Origin of the sequence: Exiguobacterium sp. RIT594 (genome assembly GCF_003339585.1) — a bacterium.
GTDB lineage: Bacteria > Bacillota > Bacilli > Exiguobacteriales > Exiguobacteriaceae > Exiguobacterium_A.
In genome coordinates this window covers 96440-118761 of record NZ_QPKF01000003.1, presented here as the reverse complement: position 1 = coordinate 118761, position 22322 = coordinate 96440, and the positions used below count along the sequence as shown (strand labels likewise).

Below are 22322 nucleotides of genomic sequence, written 5' to 3'. Positions count from 1 at the left end.
TAAATTACGAGCAACTAGGGGAGCTGGAGGAGTCCGGCTGAGAGGAAAACCATTCTGTTTTCGACCCTGTCACCTGAACTGGATAATACCAGCGTAGGAAAGTTGAGATCGAAGACATGAAGACTTCAATCAGTGGAACTGGTTGTTCATGGCGTCGTCTGCTTTTTTACAGCGGACGGCGCTTTTTGTTGTCCGTTTTCTCCTTATTTGCTCACAGGAAAGTGAGGAATTGGAATGAAACACGTATTGACGATTGCTGGATCCGACTCCGGAGGCGGAGCTGGAATTCAAGCAGATTTAAAAACGTTTTCGGCACTCGGTGTATACGGAATGAGTGTCATCACGGCGATTACGGCACAAAATACACTGGGTGTTCAAGCGGTTGAAGACGTATCGCCCGAGCTTGTGGAAGCACAGTTGACGTCAATCTTTTCCGATATCCGTGTCGATGCCGTCAAGATTGGAATGGTTTCCAATCAGGACACGATTCAAGTGATTGCCCGACAACTGGAAAAGTATCATCTGCCGATTGTTCTTGACCCGGTCATGGTCGCAAAAGGGGGCCATAGTTTGCTACAACCGGATGCGGAACAGGCATTGCTCGAACAGCTTTTACCGCTTGCGACCCTTGTGACTCCGAATATTCCTGAAATTGAGCGGATGATTGGCGGAACAGTTCATTCGCTTGCCGATATGAAACAAGCGACGGAAAAACTGGCTGAAAAACGGACAGGTGCTATTTTGCTCAAGGGCGGACATTTGGAGGGCCAGAATGCCAGTGACCTTTTATATACAGCCGGGCGATATGTCGTCTTTGAACAAGAGCGGATCGAGTCCCGTCATACCCATGGTACAGGCTGTACATTATCTGCTGCGATCGCTTCCTATCTTGCACTCGGTCATTCACTGGAAAACAGTATCCGTTATGCAAAACGTTATGTGACGGAAGCCATTCGTCACGGTTTTGCTCTTGGACACGGAATTGGACCAACACATCATTTTCATGAACTTTGGAGGGATACACATGTTACGACGCATTCATGATAAAAAACCGTTGATTCATCATTTAACGAATACTGTAACCATTAATGACTGCGCCAATATGACACTGGCACTTGGTGGCTCTCCTGTGATGGCAGATGACCTGCTGGAAGTGGAGGAGATGGTCGGGCACGCAGATGCCGTCGTAATCAATACAGGGACGATTAATCCGGACATGCGCCAAGCCCAACTTTTAGCAGGGAAAACGGCTAACCGCTTGGGGAAACCGGTCATCTTGGATCCGGTAGGCGCAGGAGCGACGACATTAAGAACAGCTTTTATGAAGCAGTTAATGGATGAAATCAGCTTTACGGTCATTAAAGGAAATGCATCGGAAATCAAGACATTACTCGGACAGGCCGCTCGTACGAAAGGAGTGGACGTTGCAGAAGGAGAATCACTGGATCTTCAAAGTGTCCATACCTTTGCAGGTGAAACGAAACAAGTCATCGTCGTCACCGGACCGGTTGATTTTGTGACGGATGGAGTCCGTCAACATCATCTGGATGTCGGGACGAAACGACTCGGCCAAGTGACGGGAACTGGATGTATGACCGCTTCTTTGATTGCGACCTTTTTAGGAGCAGGATACGATCGTTTCGATGCAGCTGTATTTGGTACGCATGTCATGGGGAAGGCAGGAGAAGCAGCCGGAGATTGTCCTGGTATCGGAAGTTTTCGGACCGGATTGTTTGACGCGGTCAGTCTGATGACGGAAGAAAGTTTGCCGGAGGTGCAGATGAATGGACAGTGAATACTTGATTTATGCCGTGACCGATCGACGTCTGCACCCGCATCTTTCTCTGGTGGACGCTGTCGAAGCATCGATTAAAGGCGGCGTAACGGTTGTTCAATTACGGGAAAAAGACAGTTCCGGTAAAACTTTTCTGGAATCAGCTATTGCCTTAAAAGATCTGACTGCACGTTACGATATTCCGTTCATTATCAATGATCGGATTGATATCGCTTTACTGGTCGGTGCCGGTTTGCATATCGGTCAAGATGATATTCCTTTAACGGAAGCACGTCGATTGTTACCGACGGCGACGATCGGGGTTTCCGTTTCAACGGTCGAACAAGCTGTGGTGGCAGAACGGGAAGGTGCAGATTATTTAGGGGTCGGTTCACTCTTTCCGACAGCAACGAAACAAGATGCGACATGCATGGCACGGGCGACGTTGGAACAGATTCGGAAAGCCGTTCGTATCCCGTTGGTGGGAATCGGTGGTATTACTGAGACAAACGTTCCGGAACTTGGTTCTCTAGTGGACGGATATGCCGTTATTTCAGCTTTATTTGCAAATGAAGACATTGAACGAACGACGAAAAAATTTAAGACGACCGTGAAACAAGTGCGTCAGAGCGCCTCAAGCAGGGTATAATTCACGTAGAGGTGATAGTCGTGAAATGGCAGTCTGTTCGATTTCGAGGACGCTGGATTCGCTATAAAATCGAACCGCAAATCATTCGAATCGATAATCGCGGGAAATATCATTTAGGTGCAGCTCTATTTCCTTTCCCGAATCGTTATTCGTATCAATTAGCTGTGTTATTAAAGAATAAATACCGACAACAGTATAAACGTTCCTTACTCATCCAAACGAGCTCGATCGCAACGGAAATCTGGGGACACACACATCTGGATATTTTTTACCGGATGATGTTACCTCTCCCGTTACCCCGCTTTTTACGGAACCGCTATAAAGAACGTTTGAAAAGTACAGGCGTGATTGATATCGGTGTGCGTGCCGTCGATTCAAACCGGATTGTCTGGGATATCGGAAACTTTTTAGGTGGCTGGTTCTTTTACGCAATCTCAAGACGAAACCGTGAGAAATGAAAAGATGATTCAAACAGGAATGTCCAATGAAAAAGTCTGCTTTCCGTTCTAAGCGACGGGAAACAGACTTTTTTGAGTTTCCGATTTTTGGAACAGTAGGCACTAGTTGAGTCCTGAAGTGATTTTCTTGCAATTCATTTGAAACGATGGTGGAATGAAAGGGAAAGAGGTGATGACGGTGGATGCACCACGTTGTGAAACGATTGCCATTGATCAAGTACGTGCAGAAGAGATTGGACAAGTCGTCGATACGATTCCAACGACAGACATTGGAAAGTTGTTCAAAGTCTTGTCAGATGCCACACGGTTACGGATTGCTTACGCCTTGACGGTGGAAGAGGAACTTTGTGTCTGTGATGTTTCGGCTTCTGTGGATTGTTCGATTGCAACAGCTTCTCACCATCTCCGTACCTTGTTGAAACAAGGACTGGTGAAATACAGAAAAGAAGGTAAAGTCGTCTACTATTCGCTGGACGATCATCATGTATCGTCGCTCGTTCACTTAGCAATGGAACATGTAAATGAAGGCAAGGCGTCTTCTTGAGTGTACTGAAAAACACAACAAACACGTATCGTTCTCATGGACGATACGTGTTTGTTGTGTTTTCGTGAAGTGACTTGGACCGGTGAAATAAGATGATGGTCGTTGCAATCAACAAAAAAGCTAAAATCGACAGGCTGAGGGACATCCGTTTATACTCTGCCGTCATTTCAGTAGTCAATTCCAGTTTTTGTTCAAGATCACGATATAATTTTTCTTTGATTTGTGACAAGTCTTCAAGAATCGTTTGTGTGGTTTGAGTTGTTTGTTTGGCTAATTTTTTAGCCCGTTGCGGATGATCTGTTTCGTAAACGGTAAAAACTTCTTGAATCTCTTCCTCCCACACATTGTTACGTAATAGTAAATCTTTAACCGCACCGGGTGTCTGATTGGATGAATTCAGTACACGTCGCAAATCATGAACTTTAGAAGTGGAAAAGTAATATTGTTCAATGTAACGGTCATCTTCATATAACAACAGGCCGCGAACGGCATTTGCCCGATCGCGATTATGTTCGATCAATTGGTCGACTCGTTTAATCATTAGAATATCTTGTGTATGCATCTCTTGCGTCAATTTAGAAATCGTACGATATCCGCTTAAGGCATACAAAAGTGGAATCGAGGCGAACAGACTGACAATCAGGATGAGGATGATACGGTGCCGCCATAGTTGATTCATACAATCCATCCTTTTTCTACAAAACGTAATGTCATTATCTTAACCACTATTTCCCAAAAAGTGAAGGATTCTTCAAAAAAATATGGAACATTTTCTTTGATTTTGCGTATTATACACAAAAAACCGCTACAACGAGTGTAGCGGCTACAGAATGTTAGACGATTAAAAAGAATAGGAATGTTCTTTATAGTTTCCGAAGACCGTATGGATTTCAGAAAACGTCACAAAAGCGTTTGATTCGACAGAGGACACAATTTCCTGGAGTTTGAGAATCTCATTATTCTGGACGACGACATAAACCATTTTTTTCGTCCGTTTCGAATAACCGCCCCGTGCATCAAGAATTGTTACGCCACGTCCAAGTTCTTTTGTGATCACTTCATTGATTTCATCGGCTTTTTCACAAATGATGATACATTGTTTAGAAGCGGAATAAAAACTATACACCGTCTGAAGTGCTTTCGCCCGAACGAAACTCATGATTAACGCATACATGACGTGCTTCAAATCAAATACGAACCAGACGAGTACATAGATGACTAAATCCTGCATTAAAAAAATACGGGGAAGCGGCCAATTGTGAAAGCGGGCATAAAAGAATTTTCCGAGGATGTCGAGTCCGCCTGTCGAGGCGCCGCCAAAGAAAATTAAAGCCATCGCTAAACCAGAGACGAGTCCGGCAAAGATCGAAGCAACCAGTGGATCATTTAAGGATTCCGGAACGATTTGCGTTGGAATCCAGTCAATTAAAAATGATGAGGCCAGGACGATGAGACCGGATAAAAACATAAAACGTTTTCTCAAAAAACGAAATCCAAGTAAAAAAAGTGGAATGTTTAAGACAAGTTGTGTCAAACCAATGGGTGTGTGGAATAATTCCTGAACAATAAGTGTGATTCCCATGATTCCGCCAGATCCGATATCATTTGGCGACAAGAGAAGACTGATGTACAACGAGTACAGCAATGTCCCAATCAAGAGAAAACCAATTTTCTCTGTACGTTTTTTCTTTGCAGGTTGTTTAGTTTTCATTGTAAGTGATGAGAAATCTCATGCTCCTCCTCCATAAAGTATCTGCCTGCAAGAGTACGCTGATATGAAGATTAATTCAACCCCTGATTTGAAAAAAGAACAATAAAATCAGCCCGTTTTAAGAAAGGAGAGCATTTTTTTTGAAAAAAATCATACTGTTCATTCTGTGTATCGGGATCGGACTGTCGGCAGGTTCGTGGGTCGTCTGGAATCAACAGCAGCCACCGGAAGAAGAAAGTTTTAAAGATGGTCATGTCATTGCACGTCATGTCGGGACATCAGTGTCCAATACCGCCGCGATTGAAGAATTGGTCAAGCAGTTGCCGTTTTCCGAAGCGCTGACCCGTGTAACAGTGGATGGTACGGCAGTCAAGCTGACATACAAACCTACCGAAAAAGAACAGGCGGACTGGACAGGAAGCAGCGGGAAGATGACCGAATCCGGCAAGGCCTCATTTTTGGAAAGTCGTTTATCCAAGGTGATCATGCATCATACGTTAGCACTTTTTTTGAGTGTATCTGATTTATCCGAACTTCAAATTCGTTATCGGGATTCATTTTCTGATGTCACGTTCGATATGGACAGACAACGTGTTGAAGCCTATACACCCCGGGATATTGAACGTGCCAGTTCTTCCGCAAACCGGTTTAATCGTGTCGTTGTCGAGGACTATGTACTCGTAAATTCCAGGCGGGCTGTATTCTTTGAAAAGTTCCAAGAATCGTTGCGGATTCTTCCAGGAAAATAGTTGTATTCACCAAGAAAAAGCACTTTTCACAAACTTGACACAATGGTATCGGTTACATCCTGTTCTTTTGATAAAACGCTAAATAGGGTCTATTCATGACTTGAACATCTTATAAGATGGAAGTATGATAATAAATGAACAGACATTGTGAAGTGTTGAACAAAAGAAAGCGGGGTTTCTACAATGAATGAAGTAGAAGCATTAGAAGGATTACGGAAAAAAGCTGTAAAATCGACACAAATGCTGCGGATGCGTCCGCTCGAATATTTGGTTCGAGCGATGTTAGCAGGAGTATTCATTGGTTTTGCCATCATATTTACACTTAAAGCAATCAACGGTTTATATTTAAATGAATCACCGGTTACGACACTGGTCGGTGGGTTAACGTTTGGTGTCGCGCTTGTCTTGATCGTGTACGGGGGAGCAGAATTATTTACCGGAAATACGATGTATTTCACGACGTCGACAATGCGTGGTTTCACTTCGAAAATGGATACGTTTAAAGTATGGACATTATGTTTCATCGGAAACGGTCTCGGTGGACTCGCTTTCGCTTTACTTTTCTCACAAACAGGGATTATTCAGGAGCTTGGAATGGAGAACTGGCTGTTTGCTGTTTCCGAGACGAAAATTCATCATACGACATGGGAGATCTTTACACGAGCCATCTTCTGTAACTGGATGGTCTGTCTAGCGATTTTCATTCCGAAAAACATGAAAAATGAACTCGCACAAATCATGATGATGATGATTTTGGTCGCTGTATTCTTTGCATCTGGTTTTGACCATGTCATTGCCAACATGGCATTGTTCTCACTTGCTTTAGTCGTCCCGCATCCGGAAGCAATTTCCTTTGCCGGCGCGATTCATAACCTGGTTCCGGCATTGTTCGGAAACATTATCGGTGGAGCACTGTTCATGGGAATGGTTTACACATGGCTCAATAAATCGAAGCTTGAAGTAGATCAATCGAACGAACAGGCCGCAACAATCAATATCGCTTCAAAACAAAAAGCCTAAAATGGTAAGTTCTATGCGTTTAAGAGCAAAAAAGAAGGGTCCGATGAAAAATCGGATCCTTCTTTTTTTGATGTTTGCCATTAGTGCCTGTTGTCATTCAAGGTGTTGAAAACGATCAACATCTGCAGCCAGTTCTTCATAAATAGCCTCGACGATTTGAGCATCATCAAACAGTCCTAAAATATTTTCGTCAGGTAAAGCGTCGACCGGGGACGTGAAGTAAAGAACAGCGGTCAATAAAAGTTGCTCCTGTTCCGGTTGCATCTCGAAACGTTTGTTGTACAAAGCGCGTAGCATGTCGAGCAACTGCTTGAGCTGGAAGTAAAGAACAAGTTCTGCTTCGCGTTCGACATCCGAGCCGTCCTCAGAGGCAAGATCTGTCGTCAATCGGGCTAATCCGAGTTCCCCTTGAATCAATAAGTCTTCTTGCGCTTTCGCGTTTCCGACAGCTGTTAATGCTTGTCGGTGGAAATAGGTATAAGCGGATTTAAAATCTCCTGGTGTAAATTCCATCATCAACACTCCTTCTGTATCTCTAGTTTCGCCTTATTTCTTGCAAAATTGCAACTATTTCGTGAAAATAAGAGTAATAGTTGAAAGGGGATTACATAATGCCGACTCAAGAACAATTAAAAAAGTATGCTGCACTTGCCGTACGTACAGGAATCAACCTGCAAACCGGTCAACAACTCGAAATTCGGGCGGGAATTGAAAATGCACCGTTAGTCCGTGAAATCACGCGTGTTGCTTATGAAGTGGGAGCTTCAAATGTCTACGTTCAATGGTCAGATGACGAAATGACGAAAATCCGTTACTTTGATGCACCGGAAGATTCATTTGATGCGTTCCCAGAATGGTTAAAAGCCCGTTTTGATCAATTGGCAGAGGAAAAAACAGCCTTCTTGTCCGTTGTCAGTGAAGATCCGGATTTATTGAACGGTGTGGAATCAAGTCGAATTGCACGAGCGAACAAAGCCGCTGGTGTTGCATTGGCTAATTGGCGCAAGTTTGTCATGAGCGATAACGTCAGTTGGTGCGTCATTGCAGCGCCGTCAGATGCCTGGGCGGCAAAGGTATTCCCAGAGTCGGAAAACGCTGTAGAAGACCTATGGAATGCAATCTTGAAAGCGACACGTGTCGACCAGGACAATCCGGTCGCATCTTGGGAGCAACATGATGCCAACCTGCGGACGAAAGCTACCTTCCTGACAGAAAAGAAATACAACAAGTTGCATTATTCAGCACCAGGTACAGAACTGACGATTGAATTGCCGGAGCGTCACGTCTGGCTCGGTGGAGGTGGACCGAACGCGGATGGCGTCGACTTCATCGCCAACCTGCCGACGGAAGAAGTTTTCACGTTACCGAAGAAAACGGGCGTCAACGGTCATGTTTCAAGCACAAAACCGCTCAGCTACAGCGGGAACCTGATTGATGAATTCACGTTATGGTTCGAAGACGGAAAAATCGTCAAAGCTGAAGCGAAACAGGGACAAGCAGCGCTTGACGAACTCATCTCATTGGATGAAGGTGCCCGTTATCTCGGAGAAGTGGCCCTCGTGCCTCACCATTCACCGATTTCAGATTCTGGTATTTTGTTCTACAATACGTTGTTTGACGAAAATGCTTCATGTCACTTGGCGATTGGTCGTGCCTATTCCACTTGCCTTGAAAATGGACCAAGTTTGTCGAACGAAGAATTAGCGGCACAAGGTGCAAACGATTCAATGACACACGTCGATTTCATGATTGGTTCAGGTCAAATGTCAATTGATGGCGAGTTATCGGACGGTACACGCGAACCACTGATGCGTGACGGTAACTGGGCAATCTAAGGTTGAAGGTAAGAAAAGAGGAGCATCCCGACATGTTGATCATGTCCGGGTGCTCCTTTTGTTTGGTTGGATATGATAAAAAACGATCAAGCTTCTTCCCCGATGATTTTCACTTCGGGCTCGAGTAAGATGCCGAACTTTTCTTGAACGGTTTCCTGCACGTGGCGAATAAGCGAAATGTAGTCAGTCGCTGTCGCGTCTTGAATGTTGACGATGAAACCGGCATGTTTTTGAGAAACTTCTGCACCACCGATGCGTGCACCCTGTAATCCGCTATCCTGAATTAATTTACCGGCGAAATATCCTTCCGGCCGTTTAAAGACACTCCCGCAAGAAGGGTATTCAAGTGGTTGTTTTGTCTCCCGTTTATGTGTCAAATCATCCATCATTTCTTTGATCAGAGCAGGATCGCCTTCTGTTAGTGAAAAACGTCCTTCTAAAATGATGTACTCTTTTTTCGAAAAACAGCTCGTCCGGTATCCGAGCTCAAGCTCTTCCTGTGAGATATTCAATAACTCACCTTTACGTGTCAAGACGGTTGCGCTGTGGAGACAGTCTTTTACTTCTCCGCCATATGCTCCGGCATTCATGATCAGGGCTCCGCCGATCGTTCCCGGAATACCGCAGGCGAACTCGAGCCCGCTCAAAGCATGGTCGTAGGCGATACGTGAAGCCTGAATAATCGCAGCACCGCTTTGGGCAATCAGTTCGTGACCTTCAACCGAAATATCCGTTAACTTTTCAAAAGATAAAACGATTCCGCGGATACCCCCGTCACGGACGACGAGATTCGAGCCGTTTCCGAGCATCGTCAACGGGAGGTCATTTTCATACGCATACCGGACGGCGAAGGCAGTTTCTTCGTATGTCGACGGGATGAGGAAAAGATCTGCCAATCCACCCATCTTCGTATACGTATGATTTTTTAAGGGTTCATTAATCAAAACAGCTTCTTTTGCAATACCTTCATATAATCCAGCTAATAATTGCTCAGTCATCATGTCTCAGTCCTTTTTCATAAATTCCATTCAGCCAAAAAAACGCTCAAAATATATTTTACACTAATTCCGTGATTGATGTTTAGCATACTGTTCCCAAAATACAGAGTTGACAGATAAAAAGCAAGCTGTTCATGAAGAATGTAATCGAATCAACATGTAGATGTTGTTTTCTTTTTATAAAAATGAACGGATTAGGAATGAATGAAAGTAAAAAAGGGAAAAATAAAGAAAAGACTGTCATGCGGAAAGCGGGGGATTCAAATGGAGAGTGAACGATTGGAAATGCGACCGTTTGTGGAAGAAGATTTTACTTTTTATAAAAGTCTTGTGCAAAATGAACAAGTCATGCGGTATATCAACGGCGGTGTCATGCTGGAAGAAGATGAGGCGCGAAATTGGTTCGAACGTCAATTCGATCGTTATGAGGATGAGCGGCAAACAGGTTTTTTACTGTTGATCAAAAAAGAGACGCATGAACCTGTGGGGTTTGCCGGATTAGTTTTACAACAAGTCGATGGAATCGATGAATTAGAAGTCGGTTACTGGTTGACGCCCATTCATTGGAAAGTAGGGTATGGCCGGGAAGCGGCCAAACGATTAATGCGTGAAGCGTTCGAGCGGGGACATGATCGTCTGATTTCAATCATTCACCCAGAAAATCATTCTTCGCAAAATGTCGCTCGTGCGAATGGGTTACAATGGGAGAAAGATACGGTCTTTAACGGAATTCCCGTTGTCATTTATTCTTGCCGGTTATCCCGGCTGTTCAGAGGTTGATTTTTCAAAAGTACAGAGGAGCGGATCAGGTATGTATCACACGAAGTGGATGGCATTTGATGAATTGGATGGTGCACGCTTATACCAATTATTGAAATTAAGAACGGATATATTTGTGGTGGAACAAAACTGTCCGTATCCAGAACTCGATAACCGTGACCAGGAGGCATTGCATGGTCTAGCGTACGATGGGGAACGTTTGATTGGCTGTTTGCGTATCTTGCCGAGGAAGCCGTCGGGCGCAGTCGCAATCGGTCGGGTGGCGGTACAAACCGATTACCGGTCAAACGGTGTAGCGAGAAGACTGCTGAATGAAGCGATTGCCCACATCCAAGGACAGGATGAGACTTTGATTGATCTTCAGGCTCAGGCACATTTAAAACAGTTTTACGGTTCATTTGGTTTTAAGGAAATATCGGACGTCTATTTGGAGGACGGAATTCCCCATCTGGACATGCAGATGAGCGTAAAGGAAGTTTCAAAAAGACTTCAGGAATAGGACGGACGAACCGATGAAGAGAGCAGGAAGAACTTTGTCTGGAGGTGAGTCAGTCATTGAAAAAAGTACTGGTCATTCTCGCGTTAAGTTTGATTGGCGTGTTGTCGTTTGCTGTCGGAATTTCCTATGCTGAACTTCAAAGCAGCCAGCGCAGTGCGGAAGAGCAGTTAGCGAAGATGTTGCAGGCCCGACATGATATCGATAAAACGTCACTACTCGAAGTGAAGGCCTCTTTTTCAATTCAACATCGTCAAGTGATTAAAGTACGTCTGCGCGGTGAACCGGCCATTACTTATGAATTCATTCAGCCTAAACAACAGATTGAATACAGCGGTTCGATTGGAACCAGTGTCGAAAAAACCGGAAAACAGGATGAAGCATTCCGGAATTCACATCTTCAGGTCAGTAAAAAATGAAAATCTTGGTCGCTTCCTTTTCCGTAGAAGCCACCAAGATTTTTTTTGAGCCTTTCAAGACGATTCAATATTGCGTACACTACGAAGAGAGACAACATGCAGGAGGACTGGAATTATGAAAAGATTTGTTAAAAACGAAGCAATCGCTCCAGCGATGACTGCTTTTCTTACACTTGAGCGTGAAACCTTTCAGACATACAATCAACTACTGACAGAACAAGAACGAAAAGCCTTGAATTTTATCGGACGAGCCGTTGCGTTGCAATCCGATAAACACCTTACTTTAGCCCTTGAGACGCAACAGCCGCTGATTGAGGTGGATCGCCTGTTGATAAAGTTGGCAGAAAGCGGTCAGGGAGCGTCACTCTTTCAACAATTACTTACGAAGGGACTGGATTTGAATCAAATCATGACAGTGGAAGGCCACCAATCGCTTGTCAGACAGCCGTTATCTTTTCCGGTAGGTCTATATACCGTCTATGATCACGTCTTGTTTCAACTTGCCGTCGATTCAGGGTTGGACCTCGATTACACAACGGTGTTGCAACGGAGTGACCGTTTTCTTGAAACGGATGAAATCAACACACTCGATATCGTCTTATTGTTGACGCACGAACAAGCACTGGATGAACAGAGTCTTTCTCTGTTTAAAAATCCTGCGACCGTCGGCTTGGTTGAACGTCTTCAACGGGCAAAATTCGAAAGTGTCCGACCAATCATTGATCATACGCGTTACGAAGTAGCATTTCAGTATGCCAAACATTTCCCTCTCTTTTATGCCATCGTCGGTCGCCAGACTGAACAATTTCCGAAAATGTTAGAGGATGTTTTGATGGAACCGAATCAGCAAGAAATCGTAAAAGATGCCTTGTTGGCGTTCCATAATCATCAGCCGGGTCTTGCGGCAAGCATGGGAAGCGGCTATTACGAAAGTTTATTTGTCATCGGCAGCCAATTAAAACAACAGGCAGGCGTTGATTTTAAGGAAATCGACAATCAATATGTACTCCATGAATACGTGGACATCGTTCGACGGTTACGTGACTAACGAAACCGGTTCAGAGGAGTAACGGTGCCAATTCGAAAAAATTTGAATATCACAAAAAGCAGTCGGTTGATACAGACGAAGCGCTTCTTGATGTGTGGAACAGCAATAGACTTCAAACGATAAGATGTTTTTCTTGAATAACTTCGTTTGGAAGGTGTCTAAAATCCGGCGCCCGTAACCTTGATTTTTTAATTGCGGCAAACACGCAATTTCCAAAAGGCGGACGACTTGTTTATGCTGCTCCATTAGAATGGTTCCGACAATCGTTTTCTTGTCATAGACGAGATAAGGCAAAACACCTTGATCGATTAAATAATCAAGATGGGCAGCGTCGTAAGGAAAAAGAAATTCAGAATAACGGATGGCATCGTTGCGAATCGTCAAGAATAAATGCCGATTACGTGAGGAGAGAGGTTTGAACTGGACGGAGGCAGGTCGATCGTGTGTCAGACCAATCAGCCGGAACTGTTCACTGGATAAACAGTAACCTAAAGTGTTCCAGGTCGTGACAAATCCAAAGTCGTAAGGCGGTATGATTTGGACATCGATGTGACGGGGAGAAAACGAAAGTGCCTGTGAATGGACATAATGTGCGAGACGTTGGAAGGCCTGTAAATCGGTGTAGGAAGCATTTAAGAGCTGAACAGAATGTTCGAAAACATGAAATCCGAGCGTAGCCTGTACACAGTCTTCATTCCAAATCGTCCATTGCTGATGTTCGGTCGGCGGATAGGAAAATGATGAAGGGGGAGACGGATTGGTGCGGAGTAAACGATGGACCAAACGGCGTTTTGAATGAGATAACTGATCATACGATAAAATGTTCAACACGTGCACGTCCTTTCAGAAAAAATGAAAGCCAGTACATGAAGTATAACAAATCAATGGTTTTAAAATGGTTTAAATTGAAATTAAAGGTAAATAATTGGGTGGTGATGAGATGACGAAACTGCTGATGGCGTTAGGCCTTTTTTGGATCTTGATCGGGATGAATCCTGTTCAGGCACAGGAGATCGAAAAAAAAGAAACAACCGTCCGGGAATCCACGACGTACGGCAGCTACGGGACGATGGATGAGATTATCACGGATCAAAAAGAGCCGACTTATGATGGCTTCGACTCACCAAATGATATGGCCTTTTTATTCGCCTGCATTGCGTTACTTGCAACAGTCGGATTAGGAATCGTGAATGCAACAGACTAAAGGAAAACGACGATAGGTTCTCGGGGATTACCGGAGAACCTATCGTCGTTTTTTACCGGACATTTTTTTAAAAGTGAATATGTTTTCGACGACCAACCCGTTCGATTCGGTCGTGTTCGTCATTTAATCCGGCCTGTTCAAGCAAATCCAGATAATACCGGAAGGGGGTCGAACGATGTGAAAAATAAGGGATATATTCTGTAAACAGCATTGCTTCAGCACGTTCGAGTTCGCGTAAGGCGATTAAGGCATGCAGTTCAGCAAAACGTATCTCTTGATATAACACGAGAATATCCGCGTCGATTCGAACTTTCATCTGGAGTTTCTTCGCATGTGTGTTCAACAATGCGACATAGGATTCCCGTTCACTCACATTCGTACAATGTGTGAGGACGGCAAGGAAGAGGTCACTTCGCTCCGTGTCGACATCGATTGGCACCTTGACAGCTGTATAGATGGCTCGTTGCATCCAAGACTGGTCTGATGCATCCAGTTTGTAATAACCGACAAGTTCCTCGAACAATTCCACTTGCGTCACTTTAATCAACCGGAAGGGATCATTACTTAAGAAGAGCGGTTCTTCTCCAGCAGCTGAGGAGAGTAAAAAAAAGAATTCCTCAAAAGCAACCCGTGTTCCATTTTTCCGACCGATATAATGCCGTAAATGTTTGAGCAGGCGTTTCGCAGTCACATACCAGTTTTTTTGTTCGCGTATGGAGACGAGCTCGTTTGGTTCCAAATAGTGCAAATCATAAGCAAGCTGGATGAATTGTTCCGTTTGCTCGATGGTTTGTTCAACGGTCGGTTGGTCGTGTTCTTTTTGTAGTCCTTTATACTTAGCAAACTGGGATAACATCAAATCAAGGTCTTTTTCTTCGATGACTTGTTTAGGGAGCTGGCGATAGATTTCTACGATGATGTCGCGAAGGGTCGTATCGCCATATTGTTCAAGTAAAAGACGGAGCTTACGAATTCTCATGATCGCCCTCCTTCGACAAAAAGACACAACACTAGTTCTATCCTTTTCCCGATTTTTTTAAGAAGTAACCGGCAGCGGGCGGAATTAACGGACGATTGTTTTTGAAGATGGATATCTAACATTTGCACTTACTTAAATGTTTGCCTATCGTTAAGAGAATCATTAATCAAAGGGAGCGATTATTCATGAATGAAACAATCGAACAATTACTTAGCCACCGGTCTATCCGTAAATTCAAACCCCATCAATTAGATCAAGAGACAATTGAAACGCTCGTTCGTTCTGCGCAGTCGGCTTCTACGTCTTCTTATCAGCAGGCCTATGCCATCATCGGCGTCGAGGACGAAGGACTTAAACAACAGTTGGTAGACGTGGCGAGCGGTCAATCCTATGTCGCGGAAAACAGTTACTTTTTCGTTTTTTGTATCGATTATCATAAGCATATCTTAGCAGCAGAAATCGCATCAGGTTCCGTCGATCGAACGGTCGAAACGACGGAAGCGCTGATTGTCGGCGCGGTCGATGCCGGTTTAGCCGCCCAAAACTTAGTCATTGCAGCGGAATCATTAGGATACGGAACAGTCTACATCGGTTCGCTACGCAATGACGCTGCCAAAGTGAGTGAATTGTTGGCGTTGCCGAACCATGTCGTTCCGTTATTCGGTGTCGCAGTCGGGATTCCCGATCAGCAGCCGGGGAAAAAACCCCGCCTTCCGATGGATGCGGTCTTCCACCGGAATACGTATACTAATGACGACACGATGCGCCGATTGTTGTCACAGTATGAAAATGAAACGTCTGTATACTATGGCGAACGGACGGATGGACGTCGGACAGAAGGCTGGGTCTATCAGATGGCTGCTTCGATGAAGGATCCGAAACGGACATATATGCGTGACTTTTTACAAAAGAAACATCTAGCCCGAGATTGATACGGAGGTAACCTATGGAAGAATTTCATTCAGGACGTTCTCGTCTAGAACGTAAACGTCAGGAAGAGTTGCGTGAATCGGAAAAAATAGAGCAAGAAAAAGGATCACGGGAATCCGTCGATGCACCTCGTGAGAGCGGACGATCTGCCAGTCAACGTTATTTAGACGAACCGTTGGGACGATCGCGCGCACATGAGGCTGCTCCTGAAAAGGCATCTAATGCAAAACGTCTGCAATCGGGCGCCGGAACCATCGTACGTTCAGGAACCCGGTTAATTAGTTTAGCGCTGAATCGTTTTAGCCAACGCCGTGCATCAAGAAGCCGCAGAACGAAAGAACCAGTACGTGAAGCAGGTTCTGATCAACGATTGAAAAAACAGCCGGTCCCAAAAAAGAAACGTCGATTCAAATCAAAGCTGATCGGTTTCTTATTACTGGTCCTGATTGCGGCCATCGTCTTCGGATCACAACCGTTTACGTTTCTTCTAATCGGAAGTGATGCGCGACCGGGAGAGTCCCTGCGCGGTTCGAGATCGGACTCACTGTCCGTCATGCAATTCGTACCGCTCTCGCGGACCATTCAATTGACGTCGATTCCGCGGGATACGTATACGCCGATTGACTGTGAAAACGGGAAAAAAGATAAGATCACCCATGCGTTTGCTTACGGTGGCGAAGACTGTACAACCAGTGCAGTCAGTGGACTTCTCGATCAAGAAATCGACAGTAAGATTGTCATTTCATTTGACAGCTTCATCGGATTAATTGATGAAATCGGAGGGGTTGATTTAATCTCGACAGGAACCTTCTCGGAACAAGATGCGAGCGGAAAAGCCAATCAATATTCCTTCCAAAAAGGGAAAGAATATCATATGGACGGAGCGATGGCGTTAGCGTATTCCCGTCACCGTAAAACGGATACAGACGTCGCACGGGCGAATCGTCAATCGGAAGTCATTCAAGCAGTGGCGACGCATTTGATGAAACCGACGGGCTGGTCCAGTATTCCCGGAGCGAACCGCTATATGAAAGAAGAAATGAATTTGGATGTCAGTGTCCGTCAGATGATGGCAGCCGGTTTATCGCTCGCCTTGTTTTCAAAACGGGAACACTTTGAAGTTGAAGGGGTCAGTGAGCGGATGAATGGTATCTTCTACGACTTCCCGAAGGAAAAAGAATTGAAGGAACTACGTGCGAAACTCGATACGACATTTTATGGGACACTAAAAAACGATTAATTTCTCAAAACGGGTTTGTTCTTTCTCGAACAGTGGAAATTAGTAAAGGTGACTAATCTATCGAGGAGGGACCTATCATATGAAAGTATTAGTTGTAGGTGCATCAGGTACAATTGGAGCTCGTGTCGTCAAGTCGCTCGCAAAAGGTCATCAAGTTACGGTCATTGTCCGTCATCAACACCTGGTGGAACGATTTGAGAAACTTGGTGTCAAGGCGCACTATGTCGATATCGAAACAGAACTCGAAAAGGTCATCGAACAGGGTGTTTCCGGTCAGGACGCTGTCATTTGTGCAGCGACAGCTGGTGTTGACGGAGAACCGACTGAAATCGAACTACTCGACCGGACGGTTGCTTTAAAAACAATTGATGCTGCGAAAAAGGCGCGTGTTCGTCATTTCGTCCTCCTCAGTGCCTACGGTGCGGATCGTCCCAATCAGTTTAAAAAAGAAATGTATCCGTTTTACGCTGCCAAAAATGCAGCGGAAGAACAGATTGAACATAGCGGACTCACATATACCATCATTTGTCCGGTTAACATCGTTGACGGCGAAGGGCGCGGACTAATTGAAGCAGATGAAGACTTAAAGGATGTCAAGGAAGCGACAATTTCCGAAACAGATGTTGCTTCCATCCTGGTCGCTGCGGTCGACAATCGCGCCGTCTTCAACCGCCGTCTGGAAGTGAAAGAAGGTAAAACGGCATTAAATGAAGCGCTTGGTGGAGATGAAGCCGTTGGAAGCGTCAAAGACAACCGCCAAGTGAAAAAACAATTACCACGTTATAATTAACTGAACGATATAATAATGCATTGAATGTGTAGGATGTTAAAAAAGACCGGACGGATTCGAGAGCCGGTCTTCCTCAGGAGACAGGAGCTGGAGAATATCCAGCTCCTGTTTTTTTGTGCAGAGAAACGAATTGGGGTATGTTCGATATAAAAATAAGAACCGCGTCAGTCTACCTTTTTTGTCACAAAATAAGTGGACGATTCTGCTACACTGAATACATAGAGGAGTGACGAAATCAGTGAAAAAATATGTAATGTACCTGATGGCAGCAGTAATCATTTCAGGGATTGCCTATACGAGTTATAGCGCGTACCAGACCAAACAAAACCAACAACAAATCCAGGCGAAACAACAAGCAGAAGGTGGACTCGAAACAGGAATGAAAGCGCCTGATCTCGAAATAGAACAAGACGGTCAACCGATTCAATTGTCTGATTTGACGAATCAACTCATCGTCATCAATTTCTGGGCGACCTGGTGTCCTCCGTGTCAGCAGGAAATACCGGAGTTGAATGCTTTCGCCAAGTCAACATCCATTCCGGTGTATGGGATCAATGTGACGACCGCAGAAAGACGATTGAGTGATGTGGAGCAATTTTTGAAGAAAACCCCTATTACGTACTCGGTACTTTACGATACAAAAGGACAATCAGAGAAAACGTATCAACTGGTGGCGATGCCGGCTACTTATATTATTGATCAAACAGGAACGATTGTCGGGAAACATGTAGGACCGGTCACGGAAGAAATGTTGAAAGAAATGGTGCGTAAGATCGGAGGATAACCGGATGGAATTATATTGTGCGGTATGTACGTATCGTCAAGTCATTGAAATCGGTCAGCAAGAAGAGTGGAAAGGATTTCCGTCCGTGTTGACGTATGGTATGGATAATTACGCATCAGCGTTACCTTTTTTATTTGTTCCGCCGTATCAAGAGCCGTTAGTCAGTCGTCAAAAAATTGATGACCGGATTCGGGCAGATTTGATTCGAACGTACCATGCCCACATCGATGAAATTGAGGACGGGTGGGTACCGCATCAATATGATGTATTTCAGTGTCCGACATGTCAACAAATCTCAACACGATTTTGGTGTGCCTTGTTTTTGAGGTCGTCAATCATTGAACCGATCCATCGGTGTGAACAAGATAACTCGGTGTTGGTTCGACTTTCTTTGGATGAAATCACACAAACGTCCTGTCCCAACTGTACGCAACAGACGCTCCATATCCGTTAAACGTACAAAAGCCATCTGTCGCAAGAAATGACTATTCGAGACGAGATGTCTGCTAGTCATTTTAAGCGGTCAGATGGCTTTTTAAGTGTCAGCCCATTTGCCGAAACGAAAACGTTTGAAAGGAAGACTGGGTAGAGCTTGTTGCATCAATTGAGTAATTTGATCCGTCGAATAATATTGTGTCACCAAGCCTTGCTTCAGTAGGCAAATAGCGACGGGGGATGAAACTTGAACCGTTCTCCCAGAGAAGAACAGCATATTTGCCATCAAGCCGTTCCAGTGTGCCACGTTTGATCATAATCGAACTCCTCCTACAAAATTACATCGAACGCATCCTCAGGGTCAGGTGCAAGTTTCTCTTTTTATAATTCGCTGTAATTTTTAATCTTATGTTTGGTATATTCCCATTTCCTTTTGACTTTACACATATTTATTTGCAATTGCTGAATTCTGTACAATATTTGTCAAACAAAATGAACATAAATATATTTTTAAATCATTTCCCGATAAAAAAAGCAGAACTGAAAAATCAGTTCTGCCCGATGAAAGGTATGATTTAAGCCACCAAATCTTCGGCAACCTTTTTAGTCGGACGAGTAAAGGCAAACAGAAACGTGAAGAACGGGGAAAGCAATAAGAAAAAGGCGAACGGTACGTACGCAGTAACGGGAACACCGAGCGTGGAGGCGAAGAAGGCACCGGATACGCCCCAAGGAATCAACGGATTTACAAGAGTTCCCCCGTCTTCGAGAGCGCGTGAGAGGAAGCGCGGATCAATCGAACGATCTTTAAAAATCTGTTTAAATGCTTGACCGGGTAACAAAATCGACAGGTACTGTTCACCGGCCATAAAATTGACTCCGATTGAAGCAAGAGCAGCCGACGAGATAATGCTGCCATCCCGCTTTAGTCTTGAGACCGTGTTTTCGATGATGACATCAATGACACCAATCCCGCGAAGGACGCCACCAAAAGCCAGAGCAAGCATGACAAGCGAGACGGACCACATCATCGATTGGAGACCACCTTTACTGACGATACTCGCGACAGTGTTGTTGTCTGTTTCAATCTTTAATCCATTTTGAATGACGCTCATCCATTGTCCGACGTTCCAGTTACCTTGAGTCAATCCCGTCAACAGCAGACCGCTTAGGACGCCGGCGATTAAAGTCGGAACGACAGGAGTTTTGCGTAATGCAAGAATCATCACGAGTAAAGGAGACAGCAGTGTCCAAGGTGAAAGGTTGAACAGACGTGCCAACTCTTGTTGCGTAGACCCGATGGTTTGCGAATCAATTGCACCATTTCCCTGTCCGAAGATGAAGAAGAGAATGAAAGTGATCGTAATAGCGGGCACTGTCGTTCCCATCATAAAACGAATGTGATCAAAAACAGAGACATTAACGATTCCGGGTGCAAAATTCGTTGTATCTGATAATGGAGACATCTTATCTCCGAAACAGGCACCGCTGATGATGGCACCGGCGGCAAGGGCAGGATCGACACCAAGTGCTACTGCGATTCCCATCAAAGCAACACCGACCGTTCCGATTGTTGTAAAGGAACTTCCGGTAAACGTGGAAACGATCATTGTAATGATTAAAGCACTTGGTGCAAACCATGTTGCAGAAAGTGTTTCAAGTCCGTAGTGGAGGAGTGTTGGAACAGCTCCGCTCATCATCCAGACAGCAATCGTCATACCGACAAGTAACATGATCAAGATCGGTTTGATTGCTTCACGAATACCATTGATCATATGTTGTTCCAGCTGTTCGTATTTAAAACCGCGAAAAGCGGCATACGCTACGACAAAAATCAGACTGGATAAGATAGCGAGATGTGGTTCGGCATTGGCACCGAATATGACAGATAATAATATGATGATACTAACTCCTAGGACAGCTGCGGATTCACGAAAGGATATACGCATGCTTCCACCTCCTTAATTCTATGTTGCGTTTATGCTTGTTTGCTTTTACGTGCGAAAGTAAAGAACAGTTGTTATGTTAAAGGATATGAATTCATTCGTCAACTATCTGAATTTCATCGGAATATAGAAAAATGTGACGATTTTTTGTCGTAAACGCTTTCTTTTTCATTAGAAATCTTGCACAATAGGAAATAAGAGATGTCGATTTTGTGAACAGGAGGGAATACATATGTTTACTGCAATTTTTGTCGTAGTCGTTGCATTAATGGGAGCCAGTGTTTATGGAATTGATCACATGGTCGCTCAGAAAGCGGAAAAAAGATAACGTGATTTTTAGATGAAAAAAGGCTTTGATCAGTCACATCGACTACGATGTCATTGATCAAAGCCTTTTTTTATATTTTAAATAAATAAAAATACATTTGACAGTATAAATATACATATGTTTAAATCGAGTTATCATTTAACGGCAAAGGAGTTTCCACCATGAAATGTACGATTGTAGGTGCGACCGGATATGCTGCGATTGAGCTGATACGGCTGATTGAATTACATCCTCATTTAGAAATCGTTTCCTTGATCAGCGATTCGCAGACCGATCAGGAGATGAACCAGTTATACAGTTTTATGAATAAAAAACAGTTTCCGATACTGACAGCCTTCTCATTGCAACAGATTAAAGCAGACGAAACTGACCTGTTGTTTTTAGCAACGCCAAGCGGAATTTCTACGAAATATCTAAAACAGTTACAGGACTGGAAAGGAACGGTCATCGATTTGAGTGGAGACCTACGCCTTGAAAAAGCATTATATGAAGAATGGTATCCCCATGAAGGAGTCGATTCGGATCTTCAAAAAAAAGCAACCTACGGACTGACGGAATGGAAGCGGGATCAGATTAAGGACAGTCGTTTGATTGCCAATCCCGGTTGCTATGCAACGGCCGTCTTACTTGGGTTACTCCCGTTATTAGAAGAACACGTAATTGATCCTTCGCAAATCGTCATTCATGCGAGCTCCGGATTATCAGGTGCAGGAAAAACGTTGACGGAACAAACGCACCATGTCCGGTCGAGTGAGAATATCAGATTGTACAAAATGAATCATCATCAACATATTCCGGAAATTGAATCCATTGCTGAAGAGATTACCGGACAGAAAATCACCGTATCACTCGCGACGTATCTAGTACCACTCAATCGCGGCATCATGGCGACGATGACGTTACAGCCTCTCGTCGAAAAAACGGAAGCGCAGTGGCGAACATGGTTCAGTGAAAAATATAAAGAGGAACCATTTATCCGCGTCGGACAAACCGATCCGGAAATCAAATCGGCAGCCGGAAGCAACTACTGTGATCTTTCGGTCTACCTGGATACACGTACAGGAAGACTGACGGTCGTATCCGTCCTGGACAACATGCAAAAAGGGGCAGCCGGGCAAGCGATCCAAAATGCCAACTTGATTAGTGGATATCCAGAAACGCTAGGTCTGACACAACAGCCATTCTTTATATAGAGGGGACCATGA

General features: G+C 44.4%; 27 protein-coding genes and 1 riboswitch. Of the genes, 19 read left to right on the top strand and 8 right to left on the bottom strand.

Annotated elements, in window-relative coordinates:
* Window positions 1-6 precede the first annotated feature (6 nt).
* Window positions 7-117: riboswitch (TPP riboswitch) on the top strand.
* 117 nt (window positions 118-234) lie between these two features.
* The 5 genes from thiD (at window position 235) to DVG79_RS11730 (ending at window position 3425) form a co-directional block, all read left to right on the top strand.
* A complete protein-coding gene (gene thiD / locus DVG79_RS11750; protein WP_114596888.1) occupies window positions 235-1044 on the top strand; it encodes a bifunctional hydroxymethylpyrimidine kinase/phosphomethylpyrimidine kinase in 810 nt (269 codons plus the stop codon).
* Window positions 1025-1795 (top strand): hydroxyethylthiazole kinase, encoded by a 771-nt coding sequence (thiM, locus tag DVG79_RS11745; RefSeq protein WP_114596887.1) that lies wholly within the window; start codon window positions 1025-1027, stop codon window positions 1793-1795. Before thiD ends, thiM begins: the two co-directional genes overlap by 20 nt.
* Window positions 1785-2423, top strand: coding sequence for a thiamine phosphate synthase (gene thiE / locus DVG79_RS11740; protein WP_114596886.1), 639 nt, complete (start codon window positions 1785-1787; stop codon window positions 2421-2423). Before thiM ends, thiE begins: the two co-directional genes overlap by 11 nt.
* Window positions 2424-2443: 20 nt before the next feature.
* Window positions 2444-2881, top strand: coding sequence for a hypothetical protein (locus DVG79_RS11735; protein WP_114596885.1), 438 nt, complete (start codon window positions 2444-2446; stop codon window positions 2879-2881).
* A gap of 178 nt (window positions 2882-3059) precedes the next feature.
* A complete protein-coding gene (locus tag DVG79_RS11730) occupies window positions 3060-3425 on the top strand; it encodes an ArsR/SmtB family transcription factor (protein ID WP_114596966.1) in 366 nt (121 codons plus the stop codon).
* Window positions 3426-3459: 34 nt separating this feature from the next.
* On the opposite strand, the gene DVG79_RS11725 is transcribed toward DVG79_RS11730, so the two are convergent.
* Window positions 3460-4104, bottom strand: coding sequence for a hypothetical protein (locus tag DVG79_RS11725; protein WP_114596884.1), 645 nt, complete (start codon window positions 4102-4104; stop codon window positions 3460-3462).
* A gap of 162 nt (window positions 4105-4266) precedes the next feature.
* On the bottom strand, window positions 4267-5136 hold the full coding sequence (locus DVG79_RS11720; RefSeq protein ID WP_114596883.1) for a YitT family protein: 870 nt from the start codon (window positions 5134-5136) through the stop codon (window positions 4267-4269).
* Between the two features lie 140 nt (window positions 5137-5276).
* On the opposite strand from DVG79_RS11720, the gene DVG79_RS11715 reads away from it, so the two are divergent.
* Together DVG79_RS11715 and DVG79_RS11710 are read left to right on the top strand one after the other, a co-directional pair.
* Window positions 5277-5885, top strand: a complete 609-nt coding sequence (locus tag DVG79_RS11715) for a hypothetical protein (protein WP_114596882.1) — start codon at window positions 5277-5279, stop codon at window positions 5883-5885.
* A 183-nt stretch (window positions 5886-6068) separates the two neighbouring features.
* Window positions 6069-6905, top strand: a complete 837-nt coding sequence (locus DVG79_RS11710; protein ID WP_114596881.1) for a formate/nitrite transporter family protein — start codon at window positions 6069-6071, stop codon at window positions 6903-6905.
* Window positions 6906-6998: 93 nt separating this feature from the next.
* Here DVG79_RS11710 and DVG79_RS11705 read toward each other — a convergent pair whose 3' ends face one another.
* Window positions 6999-7418 carry a DUF1232 domain-containing protein gene (locus DVG79_RS11705; protein ID WP_233494596.1) on the bottom strand — a complete coding sequence of 140 codons (420 nt, stop codon included), beginning with the start codon at window positions 7416-7418 and terminating at the stop codon, window positions 6999-7001.
* A 98-nt stretch (window positions 7419-7516) separates the two neighbouring features.
* Between DVG79_RS11705 and DVG79_RS11700 the strand changes: the two genes are divergently transcribed.
* On the top strand, window positions 7517-8740 hold the full coding sequence (locus DVG79_RS11700) for an aminopeptidase (protein WP_114596879.1): 1224 nt from the start codon (window positions 7517-7519) through the stop codon (window positions 8738-8740).
* Window positions 8741-8826: 86 nt separating this feature from the next.
* On the opposite strand, the gene murB is transcribed toward DVG79_RS11700, so the two are convergent.
* The gene (gene murB, locus DVG79_RS11695; protein ID WP_114596878.1) at window positions 8827-9741 is read right to left on the bottom strand and encodes a UDP-N-acetylmuramate dehydrogenase; all 915 of its coding nucleotides are present in this window, start codon (window positions 9739-9741) and stop codon (window positions 8827-8829) included.
* A 261-nt stretch (window positions 9742-10002) separates the two neighbouring features.
* Between murB and DVG79_RS11690 the strand changes: the two genes are divergently transcribed.
* The 4 genes from DVG79_RS11690 (at window position 10003) to DVG79_RS11675 (ending at window position 12481) form a co-directional block, all read left to right on the top strand.
* On the top strand, window positions 10003-10518 hold the full coding sequence (locus tag DVG79_RS11690) for a GNAT family N-acetyltransferase (RefSeq protein ID WP_114596877.1): 516 nt from the start codon (window positions 10003-10005) through the stop codon (window positions 10516-10518).
* Between the two features lie 31 nt (window positions 10519-10549).
* Complete coding sequence (locus DVG79_RS11685; RefSeq protein WP_114596876.1) at window positions 10550-11017, top strand: GNAT family N-acetyltransferase; 468 nt, start codon at window positions 10550-10552, stop codon at window positions 11015-11017.
* 56 nt (window positions 11018-11073) lie between these two features.
* Window positions 11074-11433 carry a hypothetical protein gene (locus tag DVG79_RS11680; RefSeq protein WP_114596875.1) on the top strand — a complete coding sequence of 120 codons (360 nt, stop codon included), beginning with the start codon at window positions 11074-11076 and terminating at the stop codon, window positions 11431-11433.
* A 115-nt stretch (window positions 11434-11548) separates the two neighbouring features.
* Window positions 11549-12481 (top strand): hypothetical protein, encoded by a 933-nt coding sequence (locus DVG79_RS11675; protein ID WP_114596874.1) that lies wholly within the window; start codon window positions 11549-11551, stop codon window positions 12479-12481.
* Here the strand turns inward: DVG79_RS11675 and DVG79_RS11670 are convergent.
* On the bottom strand, window positions 12470-13312 hold the full coding sequence (locus DVG79_RS11670; protein WP_114596873.1) for a GNAT family N-acetyltransferase: 843 nt from the start codon (window positions 13310-13312) through the stop codon (window positions 12470-12472). The genes DVG79_RS11675 and DVG79_RS11670 overlap by 12 nt on opposite strands.
* Window positions 13313-13421: 109 nt before the next feature.
* Here DVG79_RS11670 and DVG79_RS11665 point away from each other — a divergent pair, with 109 nt between their 5' ends.
* Window positions 13422-13685 (top strand): hypothetical protein, encoded by a 264-nt coding sequence (locus DVG79_RS11665; protein ID WP_114596872.1) that lies wholly within the window; start codon window positions 13422-13424, stop codon window positions 13683-13685.
* 67 nt (window positions 13686-13752) lie between these two features.
* On the opposite strand, the gene DVG79_RS11660 is transcribed toward DVG79_RS11665, so the two are convergent.
* Entirely contained in the window at window positions 13753-14664 is a 912-nt protein-coding gene (locus DVG79_RS11660; protein ID WP_114596871.1) for a hypothetical protein, read from the bottom strand.
* 185 nt (window positions 14665-14849) lie between these two features.
* Between DVG79_RS11660 and nfsA the strand changes: the two genes are divergently transcribed.
* The 5 genes from nfsA (at window position 14850) to DVG79_RS11635 (ending at window position 18862) form a co-directional block, all read left to right on the top strand.
* On the top strand, window positions 14850-15596 hold the full coding sequence (gene nfsA, locus DVG79_RS11655; RefSeq protein WP_114596870.1) for an oxygen-insensitive NADPH nitroreductase: 747 nt from the start codon (window positions 14850-14852) through the stop codon (window positions 15594-15596).
* Window positions 15597-15610: 14 nt separating this feature from the next.
* Window positions 15611-16834 (top strand): LCP family protein, encoded by a 1224-nt coding sequence (locus DVG79_RS11650; protein WP_233494595.1) that lies wholly within the window; start codon window positions 15611-15613, stop codon window positions 16832-16834.
* A gap of 79 nt (window positions 16835-16913) precedes the next feature.
* The gene (locus DVG79_RS11645; RefSeq protein ID WP_114596869.1) at window positions 16914-17624 is read left to right on the top strand and encodes an SDR family oxidoreductase; all 711 of its coding nucleotides are present in this window, start codon (window positions 16914-16916) and stop codon (window positions 17622-17624) included.
* A gap of 238 nt (window positions 17625-17862) precedes the next feature.
* Entirely contained in the window at window positions 17863-18408 is a 546-nt protein-coding gene (locus tag DVG79_RS11640; protein WP_114596868.1) for a TlpA family protein disulfide reductase, read from the top strand.
* Window positions 18409-18412: 4 nt separating this feature from the next.
* Window positions 18413-18862 carry a hypothetical protein gene (locus DVG79_RS11635; protein WP_114596867.1) on the top strand — a complete coding sequence of 150 codons (450 nt, stop codon included), beginning with the start codon at window positions 18413-18415 and terminating at the stop codon, window positions 18860-18862.
* Window positions 18863-18950: 88 nt separating this feature from the next.
* Here the strand turns inward: DVG79_RS11635 and DVG79_RS11630 are convergent, their stop codons facing one another.
* Both DVG79_RS11630 and nhaC read right to left on the bottom strand, forming a co-directional pair.
* Entirely contained in the window at window positions 18951-19160 is a 210-nt protein-coding gene (locus tag DVG79_RS11630) for a DUF3006 domain-containing protein (protein WP_026829204.1), read from the bottom strand.
* A 258-nt stretch (window positions 19161-19418) separates the two neighbouring features.
* A complete protein-coding gene (gene nhaC, locus DVG79_RS11625) occupies window positions 19419-20792 on the bottom strand; it encodes a Na+/H+ antiporter NhaC (protein WP_114596866.1) in 1374 nt (457 codons plus the stop codon).
* A gap of 486 nt (window positions 20793-21278) precedes the next feature.
* On the opposite strand from nhaC, the gene argC reads away from it, so the two are divergent.
* On the top strand, window positions 21279-22310 hold the full coding sequence (gene argC / locus DVG79_RS11620) for an N-acetyl-gamma-glutamyl-phosphate reductase (protein WP_114596865.1): 1032 nt from the start codon (window positions 21279-21281) through the stop codon (window positions 22308-22310).
* Window positions 22311-22322: the final 12 nt, after the last annotated feature.

What these genes read in the sequence shown, in the direction of transcription:
- DVG79_RS11635 (WP_114596867.1), top strand. Translation starts at nt 18,413, where the DNA reads ATGGAATTATATTGTGCGGTATGTACGTATCGTCAAGTCATTGAAATC.
- DVG79_RS11630 (WP_026829204.1), bottom strand. Translation starts at nt 19,160, where the DNA reads ATGATCAAACGTGGCACACTGGAACGGCTTGATGGCAAATATGCTGTT.
- DVG79_RS11705 (WP_233494596.1), bottom strand. Translation starts at nt 7,418, where the DNA reads ATGGAATTTACACCAGGAGATTTTAAATCCGCTTATACCTATTTCCAC.
- DVG79_RS11675 (WP_114596874.1), top strand. Translation starts at nt 11,549, where the DNA reads ATGAAAAGATTTGTTAAAAACGAAGCAATCGCTCCAGCGATGACTGCT.
- DVG79_RS11710 (WP_114596881.1), top strand. Translation starts at nt 6,069, where the DNA reads ATGAATGAAGTAGAAGCATTAGAAGGATTACGGAAAAAAGCTGTAAAA.
- DVG79_RS11645 (WP_114596869.1), top strand. Translation starts at nt 16,914, where the DNA reads ATGAAAGTATTAGTTGTAGGTGCATCAGGTACAATTGGAGCTCGTGTC.
- DVG79_RS11720 (WP_114596883.1), bottom strand. Translation starts at nt 5,136, where the DNA reads ATGAAAACTAAACAACCTGCAAAGAAAAAACGTACAGAGAAAATTGGT.
- DVG79_RS11725 (WP_114596884.1), bottom strand. Translation starts at nt 4,104, where the DNA reads ATGAATCAACTATGGCGGCACCGTATCATCCTCATCCTGATTGTCAGT.
- DVG79_RS11660 (WP_114596871.1), bottom strand. Translation starts at nt 14,664, where the DNA reads ATGAGAATTCGTAAGCTCCGTCTTTTACTTGAACAATATGGCGATACG.
- DVG79_RS11650 (WP_233494595.1), top strand. Translation starts at nt 15,611, where the DNA reads ATGGAAGAATTTCATTCAGGACGTTCTCGTCTAGAACGTAAACGTCAG.
- DVG79_RS11665 (WP_114596872.1), top strand. Translation starts at nt 13,422, where the DNA reads ATGACGAAACTGCTGATGGCGTTAGGCCTTTTTTGGATCTTGATCGGG.
- nfsA (WP_114596870.1), top strand. Translation starts at nt 14,850, where the DNA reads ATGAATGAAACAATCGAACAATTACTTAGCCACCGGTCTATCCGTAAA.
- nhaC (WP_114596866.1), bottom strand. Translation starts at nt 20,792, where the DNA reads ATGCGTATATCCTTTCGTGAATCCGCAGCTGTCCTAGGAGTTAGTATC.
- DVG79_RS11685 (WP_114596876.1), top strand. Translation starts at nt 10,550, where the DNA reads ATGTATCACACGAAGTGGATGGCATTTGATGAATTGGATGGTGCACGC.
- thiE (WP_114596886.1), top strand. Translation starts at nt 1,785, where the DNA reads ATGGACAGTGAATACTTGATTTATGCCGTGACCGATCGACGTCTGCAC.
- thiD (WP_114596888.1), top strand. Translation starts at nt 235, where the DNA reads ATGAAACACGTATTGACGATTGCTGGATCCGACTCCGGAGGCGGAGCT.
- DVG79_RS11700 (WP_114596879.1), top strand. Translation starts at nt 7,517, where the DNA reads ATGCCGACTCAAGAACAATTAAAAAAGTATGCTGCACTTGCCGTACGT.
- DVG79_RS11690 (WP_114596877.1), top strand. Translation starts at nt 10,003, where the DNA reads ATGGAGAGTGAACGATTGGAAATGCGACCGTTTGTGGAAGAAGATTTT.
- murB (WP_114596878.1), bottom strand. Translation starts at nt 9,741, where the DNA reads ATGATGACTGAGCAATTATTAGCTGGATTATATGAAGGTATTGCAAAA.
- thiM (WP_114596887.1), top strand. Translation starts at nt 1,025, where the DNA reads ATGTTACGACGCATTCATGATAAAAAACCGTTGATTCATCATTTAACG.
- argC (WP_114596865.1), top strand. Translation starts at nt 21,279, where the DNA reads ATGAAATGTACGATTGTAGGTGCGACCGGATATGCTGCGATTGAGCTG.